Raw genomic sequence first — 15,290 nt, 5'->3', positions numbered from 1 at the left:
GGCGGGGGAACCGGGACGTTAGCAGGCCGAACCCCGTTGAAAAGCGCTGTTGCGACGTTTTTTTCTGAATCATCGCCGCTTGTGCACGGTAGATCATTCGTCCAGAGAAACCTGCCTCATGTTTGCCCCAGCCCTCACCCCGGAAGGATTTCTCACCTGCGCAGGTGAGGCCGAGTCGGCATCGGTGAGAAAACTCGCCGCAGCGGGCTTGCCAGCCGCCATTTTGCAAATGCTCGGCACCGACCTGCTAACGGCTGAACTGGAGCCGCCGTGGCGCTGGCTGCGGAGCTATGCCGGGCAGTTTTTCACCCGTCTGTGCCAGACCAGGGATGCCCTGGCCACACCGCCGCCCTCAATAGAGGAGCGCAAGGCCTTAATCTCAGCCGCTCCCCCCTTCCCTGGAGCGGAATATCTCACCGCCGAGGGATTGGAACGCTGGTGGCTGGATCTGGCGCAGCACATTGGCCAGCAGTCTGAGGCGCAGGGGGTGGAAACCTGGCTGCGGGAGACCTGCCCAGCGTGGCATGCCGTGGGACGTGTGACCTTCCATCTCGCCGAAAACAAGACGGACACGCAGCGGCCTTTCGCCTTTCTGGCCACCTTTACGGAAAAGCTCAGTGCTACTGGCCAGCCTCAGCATCTCCCCTTGGCGCGAGCCCTCCAGCTTTATGCCGGGCAGAAGGATCAGGCGGCGCTGAACGCCCTGCTGGAGCCGGTGCGTACTGCAGCGGAGAAATCCAAGCTGCTGCGCGAGTGGCTGGAGACGAAGCGGCTCTTTCAGCCCATGGCGATGTCTCCGCAGGAGGCCTTTCGCGTGCTGCGAGACACGGCCGTGTTTCAGGAAAGCGGCATCGTCATGAAGCTGCCGGACTGGTGGCGCAGCGGCAAAGGGCCGCGCCCGGCCGTGGCGGTGACGATTGATGCGCCCAAGCAGGCCTCCCTCCATGTGGGTGCGCTGATGAGCTTTAAGATCAGCGCCAGCATGGATGGCGAGCCGCTGACTGATGCGGAGTGGGAGAAACTGCTGAGTGCAGACACTGGCCTGGTTTCCCTCCGTGGCCGCTGGGTGGAAGTGGACGGTGCACAGCTCCAGCAGGTGATGTCCCACTGGGAGCGGGTGCAGCATGCCACCGGTGAAGGGGGCATCGGCTTTCTCGAAGGGATGCGCATGCTGGCGGGCTTTGATCCGCGACTGCAAGCCGTGGAAGAGGAAAGCACGCAAAGGGTGCATGAGTGGAGCGACATCGTGGCGGGCAAGAATCTCGCAACGATGCTCGAGCAGATGCGCGATCCTGCTGCCTCGCCGCCACCGCCGAATCTCTGCGCCACGTTGCGCCCGTATCAGCTCAAGGGCTTTTCATGGTTGCAATTCATGACGCGACTCGGGCTCGGCGCCTGTCTGGCGGATGACATGGGGCTGGGCAAAACGCTGCAGGTCATCGCGCTGCTGCTGGCACGGCAAAGAGAAGCGAAGGCACCGGGGCTGCTGATCGTGCCCGCCTCTCTGGTGGGCAACTGGAGGGCTGAGGTGGCGAAGTTTGCGCCTGATCTGAGGCTTTTCATTGCACACCCGTCGCAGACCGCCCGCGAGGAGCTGGACTATGCGGTGAAGCGGCCTGCCGAGGCTCTGCGTGGGTATGATGCCATGCTGACCACATATCAGTTTCTGCAACGTAACGACTCCTGGCAGCAGCACGCGTGGAGCATGGTGATTCTGGATGAGGCGCAGGCGATCAAAAATCCCGGCAGTGGCAGCGCGAAGGCAGTGAAGAACCTGCAGGCCCCGGCACGCGTGGCTCTTACCGGCACGCCGGTGGAGAACCGACCGGGCGATTTATGGAGCCTCTTTGATTTTCTCAATCCGGGACTGCTCGGCAGTTCCGGCGCTTTTGCGGATGCGGTGAAGCGATGCGCCCAAAGCAGCGAGGGCTATGCACCCCTGCGGCGACTGGTGCAGCCCTACATCCTGAGGCGCATGAAGACGGACAGGAGCATCATCACCGACCTGCCTGAGAAGATTGAAACGAAGGCCTTCTGCGGACTCACTAAGCGGCAGGCCACCATTTACGCGAAGCTGGTGGATCAGCTGGCCAAGATGCTGGTGGACAAGAGCATGGAGCCCATCAAGCGACAGGGGCAGGTGCTGGGCTTTCTGCTGAAGTTTAAACAGATCTGCAATCACCCCAGCCACTGGAACGGCGATGGTGCCTGGAATCCGGAAGACAGCGGCAAGTTTGCGCGACTGGCGGAGATATGCGGCGAACTGGCGGAGCGCCGTGAACGGGCGCTCATCTTCACGCAATTTCAGGAAACCTGTGATCCTCTGGCGAGATTCCTGGCGAAGATCTTTGGCAGAGAAGGGCTGATCTTGCATGGCGGGACGGCGGTGAAGAAGCGCCCGCAGCTGGTGGAAAGCTTTCAGCAGCCCGAAGGGCCGCCCTTCATGGTCATCAGTGTGAAAGCCGGTGGCACCGGGCTGACGCTCACGGCAGCCAGCCACGTCATCCACTTTGACCGCTGGTGGAATCCTGCGGTGGAAAATCAGGCGACGGATCGCGCTTTCCGCATCGGACAGAAGAAGAATGTGATGGTGCACAAATTCGTCTGCCAAGGGACGATCGAGGAACGCATTGACGCATTGATCGAGAAAAAGATGAGCCTGGCGCATGACCTGATCACCGGGGATGGCGGAGCGGAGAAGCTGCTGACGGAGATGGGAGCCGAGGAACTGCTGGATTTGGTGAGGCTTGATGTGAATGCGGCTGTCGTTTAGAAACAGCTCATGTCCTGGGACTACGAAGATGCGCAGGAGCGCAAAGAGCGGCTGCAACGAGAAATCGAGAAGCGGAAGAAGCGCGGGGAGAAGTTTCAGGCGCTGGAAGCTCCGGCTGGGCAGAAGAAACTGTGCACGACTTTCTGGGGGCAGGCCTGGTGCCGGAATCTGGAGGCTTATCAGGTCTATGAGTCGCGGCTGCCGCGTGGCCGCAGCTATCTGAGGCAGGGCAAGGTTTACAATCTGGAGATCGAGCCCGGAAACCTGAGTGCGGTAGTGGCGGGATCGGAGCTGTATGACACGAGTGTCACCATCAAACCGCTGCCCAAGGAACAGTGGATGCAGATCGTGGAATCAAGCGCCGGACAGGTGGGCTCCATGCTGGATCTGCTGGCGGGTAAGCTGGGCGACGGCCTGATGAAAGTGCTGACGGCTCCTGATGAGGGGCTGTTTCCCAAGCCGAAGGAGATCCGATTTAACTGCTCCTGCCCTGACCATGCGGACATGTGCAAGCATGTCGCCGCCGTGCTGTATGGGGTGGGTGTGCTGCTGGACACAAAGCCGGAGCTGCTTTTCACCCTGCGTGGCGTGGATCAGGCGGAGCTGCTTTCCAATGCCAGCAATGCGGCGATCACCGAACTCTCGGCGGATTCAGGCGAGCTCACTGGAGCTGATTTGTCGGCCATCTTTGGGATTGATCTCGCGACAGAGATCCCCATCGAAGAACCAGCCCTCGTCAAAGCGAAGCCCGCCAAAAAAGCAGCGAAGAAGAAAATGAAGTAACCGGGCTATTCCAGGCCCGTCTCTGCTTCGCCGCTCCATGTCCAGACGGGGCAGGAATGCCTCGGTTACTTGACGAGCATGACTCCGCGCATGATGACCCAGTGACCGGGGAAGGTGCAGAGGTAGGGATAGTCTCCGGGCTCCTTGGGGGCGGTAAAGCGCAGTGTTTCGGCTGCGTTGGGATTCAGAAGCTTGGTGTGGTGGAGGATCTTGTCCGTGGGGGGAATGAAGTCCTTTTTGATGCCTTCGGGATCTTTGGCCATTTCGTTTCCGGCGAGGCCGATCTCCTCCACGCTGCCGGGTTTGCAGATGGCAAGATTGTGCGCAGTGGCGTCGGGGTTGTTGAAGACGAGGCTGACGGGCTGGCCTGCTTTGACGCTGAATTCGGTTTTGTCGAAGAGCATGCGCTCGCGGACGCAGTTGATGGTGATTTTGGCGACGCCAGGTTGTTTGTCGAAGGTGGTTTCCTCGACGGTCTTTTTCTTTTCGAAGGCGCTTCGCTTGTAGCTGGCAGCAAAGGCGTTCATGAACGCGGTGATTTGGGGATTCTCGCCGGCCTTCCAGTGGCGTGAGAGAGCCTCGCTACCGAGCGAAGTGCGCACGGCGTAGGTCAGGTGCTCGCCCATGGGTTTGTCGAGCACTGGCAGAACGGCATCGAGTGCTTCGGCGGTGCCGATGTAGCTGGCGGCAATGACGGCCTCCATGCGGACGAGGGCGTTTTCATCATTCGCACGGGCGCGAAGTTGCGCGATGCGATCTGGCAGATCGACATAGCGCAATTGGGTCGTGGCAGCGGCACGGGCGTGGTGCTCTTCGCAGTTGAGCAACTCCTTGAGCAGACCCCTGTCTTCGGTGCTGATCGTGCGGTTCGTCCACAGCGCCTCAAGCTGATGATGACGGAAACGTGCGTCCTTCGGATCAAGCTTGGCCACCCATGCATCGAGTGCCATTTTCACATCGTGGGCATAGCGCTCATGGAGCTCACGTTTGGCCTGGTAGCGCCAGCGGTAATGCGGGCTCTTCAAAAGTTCCAGCAGCGCCGGAATGGGTGCGCCCGCCACCGTGGGTGGCTCAGCCAGCTTGGCCCCCTTTGGCACGATACGCCAGATGCGGCCGCTGGTGCGCAGGCGGCGTGGATCACGCAGGGAGTACTGAGCGTGGCCTTTGATGGGGTTGTACCAATCGCAGATGTAGAAGTCTCCGCGTGGCCCCACCTTTACGTCCGTGGGGATGAAGCTGAGGTTGGTGGAGAAGATGAGATCGCCGAGCTTCTTTTCCTCATAGTGGTCGTCCATCTCGACCCACTGATGCATCTCGATGTTGTTGGTGGGCTTGTAGCGCGCCTTGATGAATCCTCCCTGAAGCTCCTGCGGCCAGAAATCGAAGTCCACAAACTCCTGGCCGCAGGTGCCGGAGTAAGCAGGCATTTTGCCGGCGCCGGGATGCTGCTCGGGATAGGGCGGATTGGTGGCGTGGAAGGCGCTGGCGAAGATGGGATGGCTGGCCATGTGGTGGCCCCAGTCGTCGAAGGTTACACCCCAAGGATTGGTGCTGGGGTAGCTGCCGAAGGTGCTGAGCTTTTGAGTATCGGTGCGCAGGCGGAACCAGCCGGAGTTGTCCAGACGCACGGGGCCGTAGGCGGTCTCAATTTGGGAGTGGAGGAAAATGGAGTCGCGGATGATGAGATCGCCATCGGGGCTCCAGACAAAGTCATGCAGTGCGTGGTGGGAGTCTTCCGTGCCGAAGCCGGTGAATACCTGACGGGAGAAGTCCGCTTTGCCATCGCCATCGGTGTCCTTGAGAAAAGTGAGGTGTGGCTCGTCGGAAACATAGACGCCGCCGCCTCCAAACTCGAAGGCCAGAGGGATGTAGAGGTTGTCTGCCCACACGGTGGATTTGTCGGCTCGGCCGTCGTTGTCCGTGTCTTCAAGAATGATGAGGCGGTCCTTGGGTTCCTGGCCGGGGTAGAGATGCGGGTAAGCCTGGGAGGTGCTGACCCACATGCGCCCGCGCGTGTCCCAGCGGATCTGAATGGGATTGGCAATTTCGGGGAACTGCTCTTCGCTGGCGAACAGGTTCACTTCAAAGCGCGGGTCCACTTTGAAGGCGGCGAGTTCGTTCGCGGGTGTCATCCATTCATTCGCCCCCTTGCTCTCCTTGGTGGCGGGCATTTCGGGCACGTTGGCATCATCCACTTTTTTGCCGGCAAAGCTCTGACCTTTAGCAATGGCCCAGATGCGCTGGTCGCGATTGGCCACCATGATGTCAAAGCTGCGCATGGCGGGCAGGAAGTCGAGATAGCCGTAGTCCTTGTTGCGATCGCCAGTGTAATAGAACCCGTTTAATGGGCGGTAACGCTGAAAAAACTGCCGGTTGCGATCTGCGATGGCGGCGCGCAGTTCTGGGGTTGTCTCGGGTGCGCTGACATCGAAGGTGGCGCGATACAGAGCCTCGCCAAGCACTGCGTAGCCTGCATCCTCCAGATGAACCCCGTTAAAGGTCAGGCCCTTCATCGCAGGCAGCATGGGCTCAAACACATTGGCAAAGCCCACCTTCTCAGCGGCAGCCACTTCCCCCATCGCCTTGGTGTAGGCGGCGAGGCGTGTGTTGTTCATGTCTGCCGCTGGCACGCCTTTGACATTTTCATTCGCGATCGGTGACACCAGCACCACACGCGGTGCGAACCTGCCATTGTAGGCATGCGTTTTGAGCTCCTGAACAAGAGCGGTGAGGCGCAGTTTGAAGTCTGGCAGTTTTTCCAGACCGCTGAAGGATTCATTGAAGCCAAAGGCGGCGAAGATCACATCGGCCTTCTGCGCATGCAGGTGCTGGTTCAGTGTGCCGAAGTTCGTGGGGCGTGGCATGAGATCAACCTCGTCTGCGGACCATGCCAGGGTGCGAACCACGAGCTGCTTGTCTGAGTGCCCCTTGAGGAGCATGGCCTCAAAATGTGGGAACTGAGCGCCGCGATCAAACAGCGTGTTGCCGATGAACACCACATGGTCGCCTTTCTGCAGCGTGAGAGGCAGCGTCGTGTCTACCGCAGTCGCAACCGGGGGCAACGGAGCGGTCTTTTCCTCCATGTAATATTTGGCCAGCGCCGGATCTTCAGGCGGCGCAGGTTTGCCGGTGTCCGTGTTTTTGGCGTCCAGCGGATTGAGCGCCATGATCGGATTACGGGCCGCCTTTGTGTTTTGAGCTACAGCGCACGTTGAAACAAGTGCGAGGGCGAGAAGGAAAGCGGCTGGCTTGGTCATAAGGCGGATGCAAAGGAACGTGGGACGGCAGTTCTTTTATCTCCCATGAGGAGGTGTGACCGGACAAAAAAGGCGGGCCATTTCTGGCCCGCCTTGTTTCTAGATTCCTGACGGGGCAGCAATGCCCCGATTACTTCCGAGCGCGCCTTACTTCACATGCAGCACACCGCGCATGATGAGGTAGTGGCCGGGGAAGGAGCAGATGTAGGGGTAGTCGCCGGGCTTGGCGGGTGCGGTGAACTCGATCACCTGCTCCTTGCCGTTGTCCAGCAGCTTGCTGTGCCAGAGGATGTCCTTGTTGTCGGGGATGAAACCGGTTTCGAAGCCTTTGGCTCCGAGAGCCATGGCCTGTGTGGCGACTTCATCGGCTTTGCCGGGATTCACCAGCAGGATGTTGTGAGGCATGAAGTCGGGGTTGGCAAAAGTGAGCTTCACCTTCTTGCCGGACTTCACCGTGAGCTCTTTCACATCATACATCATGCGCTCCGGCACGGTGGCGATGCGGATGGTGGTGAGTTCGGGGGTATCGCTGAGGATGCCTGACTTCTTGGCTTTCTCCTCGACCTCGGCGGCGATGACGCCGCCATGCATGGAGGCCTCAACATTGAACCACAGGTGCTGCACCACATTGGCCGCGTTGCGGGCATGCAGTTCGGGGGATTTCTGAAGCTGGCCCAGCAGCTCCAGATTTCGCACGTTGTGCTGCTGATGAATCCACAGCGCTTCGAGCAGGTGATGCGCGTCTTCTTTTTTAGCTGGGTCAAACTGCTTCATCCAAGCCTGCGTGGCAGCGATGACTTCTTTCGTGTCGCGCTCGCTCAGCTCGATGTGGGTGCGATGGCGGATGCTGTCCGTGGGATGCTTCAGGTTTTCCAGCAGCGCGGGAATCGGCTGTCCGTCGATGGGCACGATCTTCTGCAGCGGACGGCCGGTGGCGGTGATGCGGTAGATGCGGCCGTGGGTGTGGTCGCGGTTCGGATCACGCACGTTGTGCTGCATGTGGCCGATGATGACGTTCTGCCAGTCGCTCAGATAGAGCGAGCCATCGGGCGCAAACACGGCGTCGCTGGGGCGGAAGTTTTTGTCGCCGCTCATGAGGAAGCCGCGTGAGGTCTCAGTGGTTTCGCTGCCGTCGGCCTGGGTGACTTTCACGGTGAGTTCATCGCCTGCAGGTTCGCCCCAGACGGTGCCTTTCTCGGCATCGCGCTCGAGGTGGTAATGCTTCACCCCAAGGAAGCCGATGACGTTGCAGATGAGGAAGTCTCCCTGCATTTCATCCGGGAAGTGCGTGCTGCTGACGACCTCGCTCGCGGTCACTGGGCGTACTTCCTTTTTGAGGAGCTCGTACATTTTGAAGCCGCTGCCTTCAGGACGCACCTGGTAGGCGCGACCACCGGTGCCGTCCGTGGCGTACTGGTAGCCCCAGTAGTCAAAGGAGGTGCCATGCGGATTCGGAGAATTCATCGCGTGCAGGGCGATGGTGAAGCGGCGCGGATCGAAGCGATACATGGCCGAAGCTCCGGTGTTCAGCGAGGGGCCCCAGGGGTGCTCGTAATTGTGCTGCATGAAGACCCCGCTCTGCCAGTAGATGCCGCCATCCGGGCCGTAGATGAGATTGTTGGCGCCGTGGTGGGTGTCGGAGCTGTCCAGTCCCATGAGCATGATGGTCTGCACGTCCGCCTTGTCATCGCCATCGGTGTCCTTGAGGAAAAGGATCTCCGACTGACGTGTGACTAGCACGCCGTCGTTCCAGAACTCAAAGCCCAGCGGATTCTGCACACGGGCAAACTCCGTGGCGCGGTCGGCTTTGCCGTCGTTGTTGTCATCGTGCAGGATGACCAAGGCGTCGTTCATCTCCTTGAGCGGTTCCCACTTCGGATAGGTGGGCCAGGCGGCCACCCACAGGCGACCTTTGGTGTCGAACTGCATCTGCACCGGATTGGCGATCTGCGGGAAGCGTGACTCCTCTGCGAAGAGGTGAATCTCGAAGCCCTTTCTAATGGCGATGTTCTTGAGCTCCTCCTCACCGCTGATGTATTTCAGCGTGCCTTCCTTCTGAGCACTGCTGCTCTTGCTGCCGCCGCCCACGTTGGAGATCACGGGAACGGGCTTCGGCACATTGCTGTCGTCGATCTTCTTGTCGCCGCCGTTGATGCGAGCCCACACGCGCTCGTCGCGGTTGGCGGTCATCACGTCCAGCATGGATAGCTCGTGCTGCAGCACCACGGCGTTGTTTTGGTCATTCACAAAGCTCAGCGTGGAGCGGCTGCCCCAGACGTCATTGCCGTCGGAGGCATGGTAGCGGTTGTACCAGTGCAGGTCTTTGTCCATCACGGCTTCGCGCAGCGGTTCCATGGAGGCGGAGGCGCTCACCGGCTTGCCGAGCAGAGCCTTGGCAATCACTTCCGCGAGCTGGCGGTCACCTTCGATGGAAAGATGCACGCCATTGATGGTCAGCGGCTCCTTGGCGGCCTTGAACAGCTCCAGGGAGGGATGGTACAGATCCACAAAGGCCACGCCGGCTTCCTTGGCCGCAGCCTCGGTGGCTTTGGTGTACGCCTCGAGCTGGGCATTGTTTGCCTTGCCGTCCGGCACGTTCACATTGTGCGTGTCCTCATGGGCGATGGGACTGAAGAGGACGATGCGCGGGAAGGTTTTGCCGTTGGCTTTGCTGCCACGAGTCTTTTTCACGAACTCGACGAGCTGCTTCTGAAACTCCTCCGGCTTGTTGTCGTAGGATTCGTTGTAGCCAAAGAAGCCGAAGACCACATCCGCCTTCACGTGGCGAAGGTAGTCGGTCATGTGTGTGGCGCCACTGCTGCGTGGGTAGTTGTTGGGGCGGTCGCCGCTGGTGCTCATGTTGCGGAAGCGCACCTGCAGGTCCGGGAGCTGGCTTTGCAGCAGCGTCTCCATCCAGCCGTCATGCTGCATGCGGTCCGGCAGTGCGTTGCCGAGGATGGCCACGACTTCTCCTTTGCCAAAGGCGAAGGGAGACGGGTCCTTGTAATCTGCGGGCACTTCGGCCAGCTCGGGCTCTTTGACAGCCGGAGCCCCACCGCCACCGGACTTCACCGCAGGTTTGCCGGGCTTGCCGTCGAAAGTCAGGTAGGTCAGCTTGCCACCGCCTTTCACATCGATGGTCATCGATTCTGGTCCAGCGACGTTTTGGATCTCAAACACCGGTTTGCGGGATTCATCGAGCAGCGAAAGCGTGAAGTCACCCAGGCGGTCCGAAAAGCCCTGGCGGCTCCAGAGGTTGACCGTGTCGATGGCTTGGCTGGAGCCCAGGTCCACTTCCCACCAAGGATTCGGCTGGTTCTCTTTCGTATGAGTCTGGCCGCCCTTACCCCAATCGGGGCTCTTGTTGCCATCAAAGGCGCGTTCCGGCACACCGCCATTGGTCGTGGTAGATTGCGAAGCCTTGCCGCCCTTGACCACATTCTTGCCGCCGCTCATCAATTCGATCTCTGCGATTTGCAGGCAGCGTTTGTCTCCCGGAATTTCGATGCGCACGTAACGTGCGGGTTTGCCAGTGGCGGTGGTCACTTTGGCGGCTGCGCCAGTTGTTGCTGCGGCGGGCTTGGCTTCCTGCTTCTTGGCGGGGCCTTTGGTATTGTGGTTTGCGGGGATGACCGAGGCGTAGCCTGCATACATTTCCGGCTTCACGCCACGGGCGTAGCCGCCTCCGGAGAAGGTGTTGGGCTCAAAAGGACCGACGAATGAAACGTCCAGGTCAGGCTTGATGGAGTCCTCAAGGCCGAGCGCCCAGAAGATGCCATTCACCACCATGCGGCGGTAGCCTTCATTGGTGATGTCTTCCGAGGTGCCGTAGAGTGTGGTGAAGACGCGGCCGGTTTTGCCGGAGGAGGACTTGTAGGTGCGCGTCCATTCGCTAGGCATCGGCGGCTTGGTGGTGTCTGCAGGCGAATCCTTCGTCATGCCATTGAGTGGCTGGGCCATGGTCAGGATTTCGCCATCTGTGGGCTTGCCCACATAGCCGCCCGCCTGCACCCAGATGTCCTTCACGCCGCGAAGGATGGGATGGGTGACTTTGTCAGGAACGATGGCGATGCGAGTGCTCTGCTTGTGGTTGGTGCCGTAGTGGCCCACCCAGGTCTGGCCGAGCACCTGATGGCCGAAGCCCAGCTCATAGCCCGGCACCTTGCTGTCGAACGAATACTTCGCGTAGGGATCATCCTTCGTCGTTTTGAAGCCATGCGTGGCGGTGCGCAGACCCACCACGGGGCCTCCCCGAGCCAGGTAAGCATCAAAGTGCTTCATCTGCTCCGCCGGCAACTGCTGAAAGCGCAGGAAGACAACTGCAAGATCCGCCGTGTCCAGCGCCTCCATGCCTGGCATGTTGGGAACCTCGCCTGCTACGATTTCGCCGTCTTTGTTGATGTCGAACAGCACCGTGCATTTGAAGCCCTGGTGTTTGGCCAGCAGGCGAGCGATGGCGGGCAGTGATTCCTCGGAGCGGTATTCATGATCTCCGGCCAGAAAGACGATGTGCTTGCCCTTGCCGGGCCCTTCCGTGCCTTCAAAGACGAGTGGTGCGGCGCTCGCGAAGGTCGCGAGCGAAAACAAGGTTAGGATAAGAGCGGCTGGGTTGGTCATAACAGGTCGGAGCAAACGTGGAGTTGCGGTGTGGTATCTCGCGGTGGGCAGCGAAACCGGACAATATATTTTGGAGACAAGTGATATCCCTACTTGCGGTAGTCCGCACCGGTGAGGCTGTTCAGCACGGACTGCTGCCAGTCGTGAAGTTCGGCCTGCAGCTTTTTGGCGATGTCGGGCTGTTGATCAAAGACGCTGGTCTTTTCAGCGGGATCTGCGGCGAGATCGAAGAGTTCCTGTTTCACTTCTCTGGTCTTCTTCTGCTCGTGCACCACCAGTTTGTAATGGCCATCGATGATCGCACGCGGCCCGAGGTAGTCGCTTTCTGTGATCTCCGGGTGGCGGAAGTTGCTGAAATCACGCGTCGCTTTGCCGCCCGCTTTTTTCGCCAGCGGGGTGGTGCCTTCCTGCAGACTGGGATCAATGTAAGGTTCCGTCTTTTTGAGATGGGAGGTGTCAAACTGCCAGACCCAAATCGGCTTGGGGCGTTCTGTTGTCTTCCCATCAATCACAGGCATGAGGTCGGTGCCATCGATGGGACGGTCCGGCAGCGGCTGTCCGGTGAGGGTGCAGAGCGTGGGCAGGAGATCGCTGGTTGTAGCGCGCACCTTCGTGTTGCGCGGTCTCGGAATGCGCGTGGGCCATTCGATGAGACCGGGGACGAGCACGCCTCCCTCATAGACCTGCCCCTTCACACCACGATGAGGCAGCACGAGCGAGCCATCGGCAGAGGTGCCGTTATCCCCGCAGTAAAAGAGCAATGTGTTGTCGCGCAGGCCGCTGGTGGCCAGGTGCTTTCGCAGCGTGCCGATGGCACGGTCCATGGCGGTGATCTCGGCATAGCGCTCGCGCAGCACCTCACCTTGCGGGCGTGTCGTCGTGCCGCCGGTTGCGTTGGAGGTGAGCCTGACCTTCTTGTCTTTGTACTTGGCCGGCAGATCATCATACAGCGCCAGATCCTCCGGCAGGCCGCTGTAGGGCTCATGCGGCGAGCCGAACCACACCACGGTGAAGAAGGGCTGCTTTTCTTTGCGGGACCGGTCAATGAACTTGATGGCCTCGTCGATGACAACAGCGGAGCTTTCGCCCTGGATGATTTCAGGAGGGCCACCATTGCGTGAGAGAGATGGGTTGATCTCGAAGAAGTTGTCATGCGACACCCACTCGTGAAAGCCCATCGCGCCCGGACTCGTGGGCGACTCCGCCTTCACCGGACCGAGGTGCCACTTGCCGAAATGGCCGCAGTGGTAGCCGGCTTTGGCAAGGATCTTTGCGACGGTGATCTCCTCCGGTCGGACGGAGAAACCGGGATTGAAGGTGCCCATGCGGTTTGGGTGGCGGCCCGTCATGAAACTGGCGCGTGTGGGCGAGCAGCTCGGATGGGCGGCGTAAAAATTCTCGAAACGTAAACACGTTGCGGCCATGTCATCGAGCACTGGCGTCTTCACGTGCGGATGTCCATTGTAGCCGGTCTCCTCCCAGCCATGGTCGTCCCCCATCATGAGGATGATATTGGGCGGTGGCTCCGCCGCGGATGAAGCACCGAGACAGGCAAGAAAGGCGAGAGCGTGCAGGTGTTTCATAGGCGTATGCAGATCACTTCTTGGTGGTCGGTGACAGCACCGGTCCGGTGCCCTGCGGGCTCTTGGTGCGGGGCTTCTCGATTTTCTCCGCACCTGCGGGGAGCTTGGCAGCATCAAAAGGCTGTGGTGCCTCTACCGGCAGCAGCTTGAGGCGGACGTCTTTGATGTGAACGCTGTTGGGATTGCCGCGATGAAGCTGGATGGCAAGCAGACCTGCAAGCGAGCGCTTGCTCTCATCGCAGTCGGTCAGCTCGGAGGTGATCTTGCCATTGATCTTGTGCACCAGGTGGTTTCCACGGGCGATGACGGTGTACTCATTCCACTGCGAGACGTCCACCTTCACCAGCTCATGGGTGGAGAGCTTCCAGAGTGCGCCAGCGGGATCGAGCAGGACATTGGTGCCGTTGAGCCCGAAAATGCCGCGCCCCTTCTCCTCATACGTCATGCCAGTGTGCTCGGTGGCAGGGTGGATGTCGATCTGATACCCGGTGATGACCCATGGGGCTACCTCGGGCAGCTCGCGGCTGCGGTATTGAATGCCGGAGTTGTTGTCGCCCTCCACCCGCACGGTGGCATGAAGTTCGAAATCTTTGACCTCGCCGCCTCGCCAGATGAGGAAGGAGTTGTGTGGCATGGAGTCCGGGCCAGTGCAGGTGCCGATGACTTCCCCGTTTGCCACCTTCCAGAGCTTGGGGTCGCCATCCCATCCTGTGAGGTCTTTGCCGTTGAAAAGGGAGGTGAAGCCGTCTTCAGCGGAAACAGCACTGGCGAAAATGAGGAGGGAAAGAAGCGCGGGAATTTTCATGGAGGAGGTACAAACGGTCGGAAGAGTGGAAACGAGCGCGGCAGGCTGGTTTCTCTTCATGTGTGCAACTTTCTCGGTTCATCCGCTGTAGGTTTGCTCCCATGCGTTCACTTGCCCTACTCTCCCTCCTGGCGCTCACTGCCCCTCTGCTGGCACAGCAGGCTCCCTATGATGTCTTTCCTGCGGCCAATCCGCCCTACTATCGCGTGCGGTATGAGGCTTCGGCAACGCCTGGAGAACTGATCTTTCCCGTAAACTACACCGTGTGGGTGCCGCCGGGCATCAGAAATCTGCGCGGGGTGATCGTGCATCAGCATGGCTGCGGGGAGGGCTCCTGCAAATCCGGCCTCACAGGAGCCTTTGACCTGCACTGGCAGGCGCTGGCCCGAAAGCACGACTGCGCCCTGCTGGCCCCCTCTTATGAGCAGCCGGAGAAGGCGGACTGCCAGATGTGGTGCGACCCGCGCAATGGCTCGGGCAAAGCTTTCCAGAAAGCCCTCGTCGATCTTGGCGCAAAATCCGGCCATCCCGAACTGGCCAAAGTGCCATGGGCACTCTGGGGCCACAGCGGTGGCGGGCACTGGTGCGGAGGCATGACGATACTGCACCCCGAGCGCGTCGCCGCCGCCTGCCTGCGCTCCGGCGTGCCGCTGCTGGAAGAGAACCCCACCCGGCCCACGATCAAGGCCTACAAGCTGCCGGAAGCCATCACCCAAGTCCCCATCATGTGCAATCTCGGCACCAAGGAGGGAGTGACTGTCAAGGAAGGCCGCTTTGCAGGAGCGTGGACGGCCAATGAAAAATTCTTTGCTGAAGTGCGTGCCAAGGGCGGCCTCATCGGTGTCTCGGTCGATCCTCTCACCGCACATGAGTGCGGCAACCAGCGCTATTTTACCATCCGCTGGCTGGATGCCTGCCTCAGCGAACGCCTGCCGGACGAAAAAGGTGGTGCCCTGCTGCCCATGCCGAAGAAAAACGCCTGGCTGGCCCCGCTGCTAGGCAGCAAGGCCGTGCCTGCGGCTGAGTATGAAGGAGACAAAACCAAAGCCATGTGGCTGCCTGGATATTCCGTCGCAAAGGCCTGGATGACCTACACCAAGGACACGGCGGTGAAGGACAGCACGCCACCTCCGTCCCCTGCGGAACTGCGGGTGAAAGACGGCGTATTAACCTGGAAGGCAGAAGCCGACCTCGAAAGCGGCCTGGCTCATTTTATCATCATGCGAGATGGCAAGCAGATCGCCACCGTGCCCGAGCAGCCAAAAAATCCCTTTGGCCGCCCCATTTTCCAAGGGCTGCAATACAGCGACACCCCGGCCAACCCGCTGGTGGAGATGCGCTTCACAGACGGCAAGGCCGAGAAGGGAAAAAAGCACAGGTACAGCGTCATAGCCGTCAACACCGCCGGGCTCAAATCCAAGTAAAAAGGGCGTGTTTCCTGCTGCAACACGGGGGGCTCTGGCTACGTATTA

7 protein-coding genes are annotated in these 15,290 nt (G+C 60.1%); 3 read left to right on the top strand and 4 right to left on the bottom strand.

The features are described 5' to 3' along the window. Positions 1-118 precede the first annotated feature (118 nt). Complete coding sequence (locus tag ACFQDI_RS00315; RefSeq protein WP_377162213.1) at positions 119-2,773, top strand: DEAD/DEAH box helicase; 2,655 nt, start codon at positions 119-121, stop codon at positions 2,771-2,773. A gap of 9 nt (positions 2,774-2,782) precedes the next feature. Beyond that, the gene (locus ACFQDI_RS00310) at positions 2,783-3,556 is read left to right on the top strand and encodes an SWIM zinc finger family protein (protein ID WP_377162211.1); all 774 of its coding nucleotides are present in this window, start codon (positions 2,783-2,785) and stop codon (positions 3,554-3,556) included. A gap of 65 nt (positions 3,557-3,621) precedes the next feature. On the opposite strand, the gene ACFQDI_RS00305 is transcribed toward ACFQDI_RS00310, so the two are convergent. From ACFQDI_RS00305 to ACFQDI_RS00290, 4 genes are all read right to left on the bottom strand, one after another. After that, positions 3,622-6,813: a PVC-type heme-binding CxxCH protein gene (locus tag ACFQDI_RS00305; protein ID WP_377162209.1), complete on the bottom strand. Its 3,192-nt coding sequence runs from the start codon at positions 6,811-6,813 to the stop codon at positions 3,622-3,624. Between the two features lie 147 nt (positions 6,814-6,960). Further along, complete coding sequence (locus tag ACFQDI_RS00300) at positions 6,961-11,430, bottom strand: PVC-type heme-binding CxxCH protein (RefSeq protein ID WP_377162207.1); 4,470 nt, start codon at positions 11,428-11,430, stop codon at positions 6,961-6,963. A gap of 89 nt (positions 11,431-11,519) precedes the next feature. Beyond that, positions 11,520-13,013, bottom strand: coding sequence for a sulfatase family protein (locus ACFQDI_RS00295; RefSeq protein WP_377162205.1), 1,494 nt, complete (start codon positions 13,011-13,013; stop codon positions 11,520-11,522). Positions 13,014-13,026: 13 nt separating this feature from the next. Then, positions 13,027-13,818 (bottom strand): 3-keto-disaccharide hydrolase, encoded by a 792-nt coding sequence (locus tag ACFQDI_RS00290; protein WP_377162203.1) that lies wholly within the window; start codon positions 13,816-13,818, stop codon positions 13,027-13,029. A 101-nt stretch (positions 13,819-13,919) separates the two neighbouring features. On the opposite strand from ACFQDI_RS00290, the gene ACFQDI_RS00285 reads away from it, so the two are divergent. Then, positions 13,920-15,242: an alpha/beta hydrolase gene (locus ACFQDI_RS00285; protein ID WP_377162201.1), complete on the top strand. Its 1,323-nt coding sequence runs from the start codon at positions 13,920-13,922 to the stop codon at positions 15,240-15,242. Positions 15,243-15,290: the final 48 nt, after the last annotated feature.

Origin of the sequence: Prosthecobacter fluviatilis (assembly GCF_042655725.1) — a bacterium.
GTDB lineage: Bacteria > Verrucomicrobiota > Verrucomicrobiia > Verrucomicrobiales > Verrucomicrobiaceae > Prosthecobacter > Prosthecobacter fluviatilis.
This window is presented reverse-complemented; position numbering and strand designations above follow the sequence as displayed.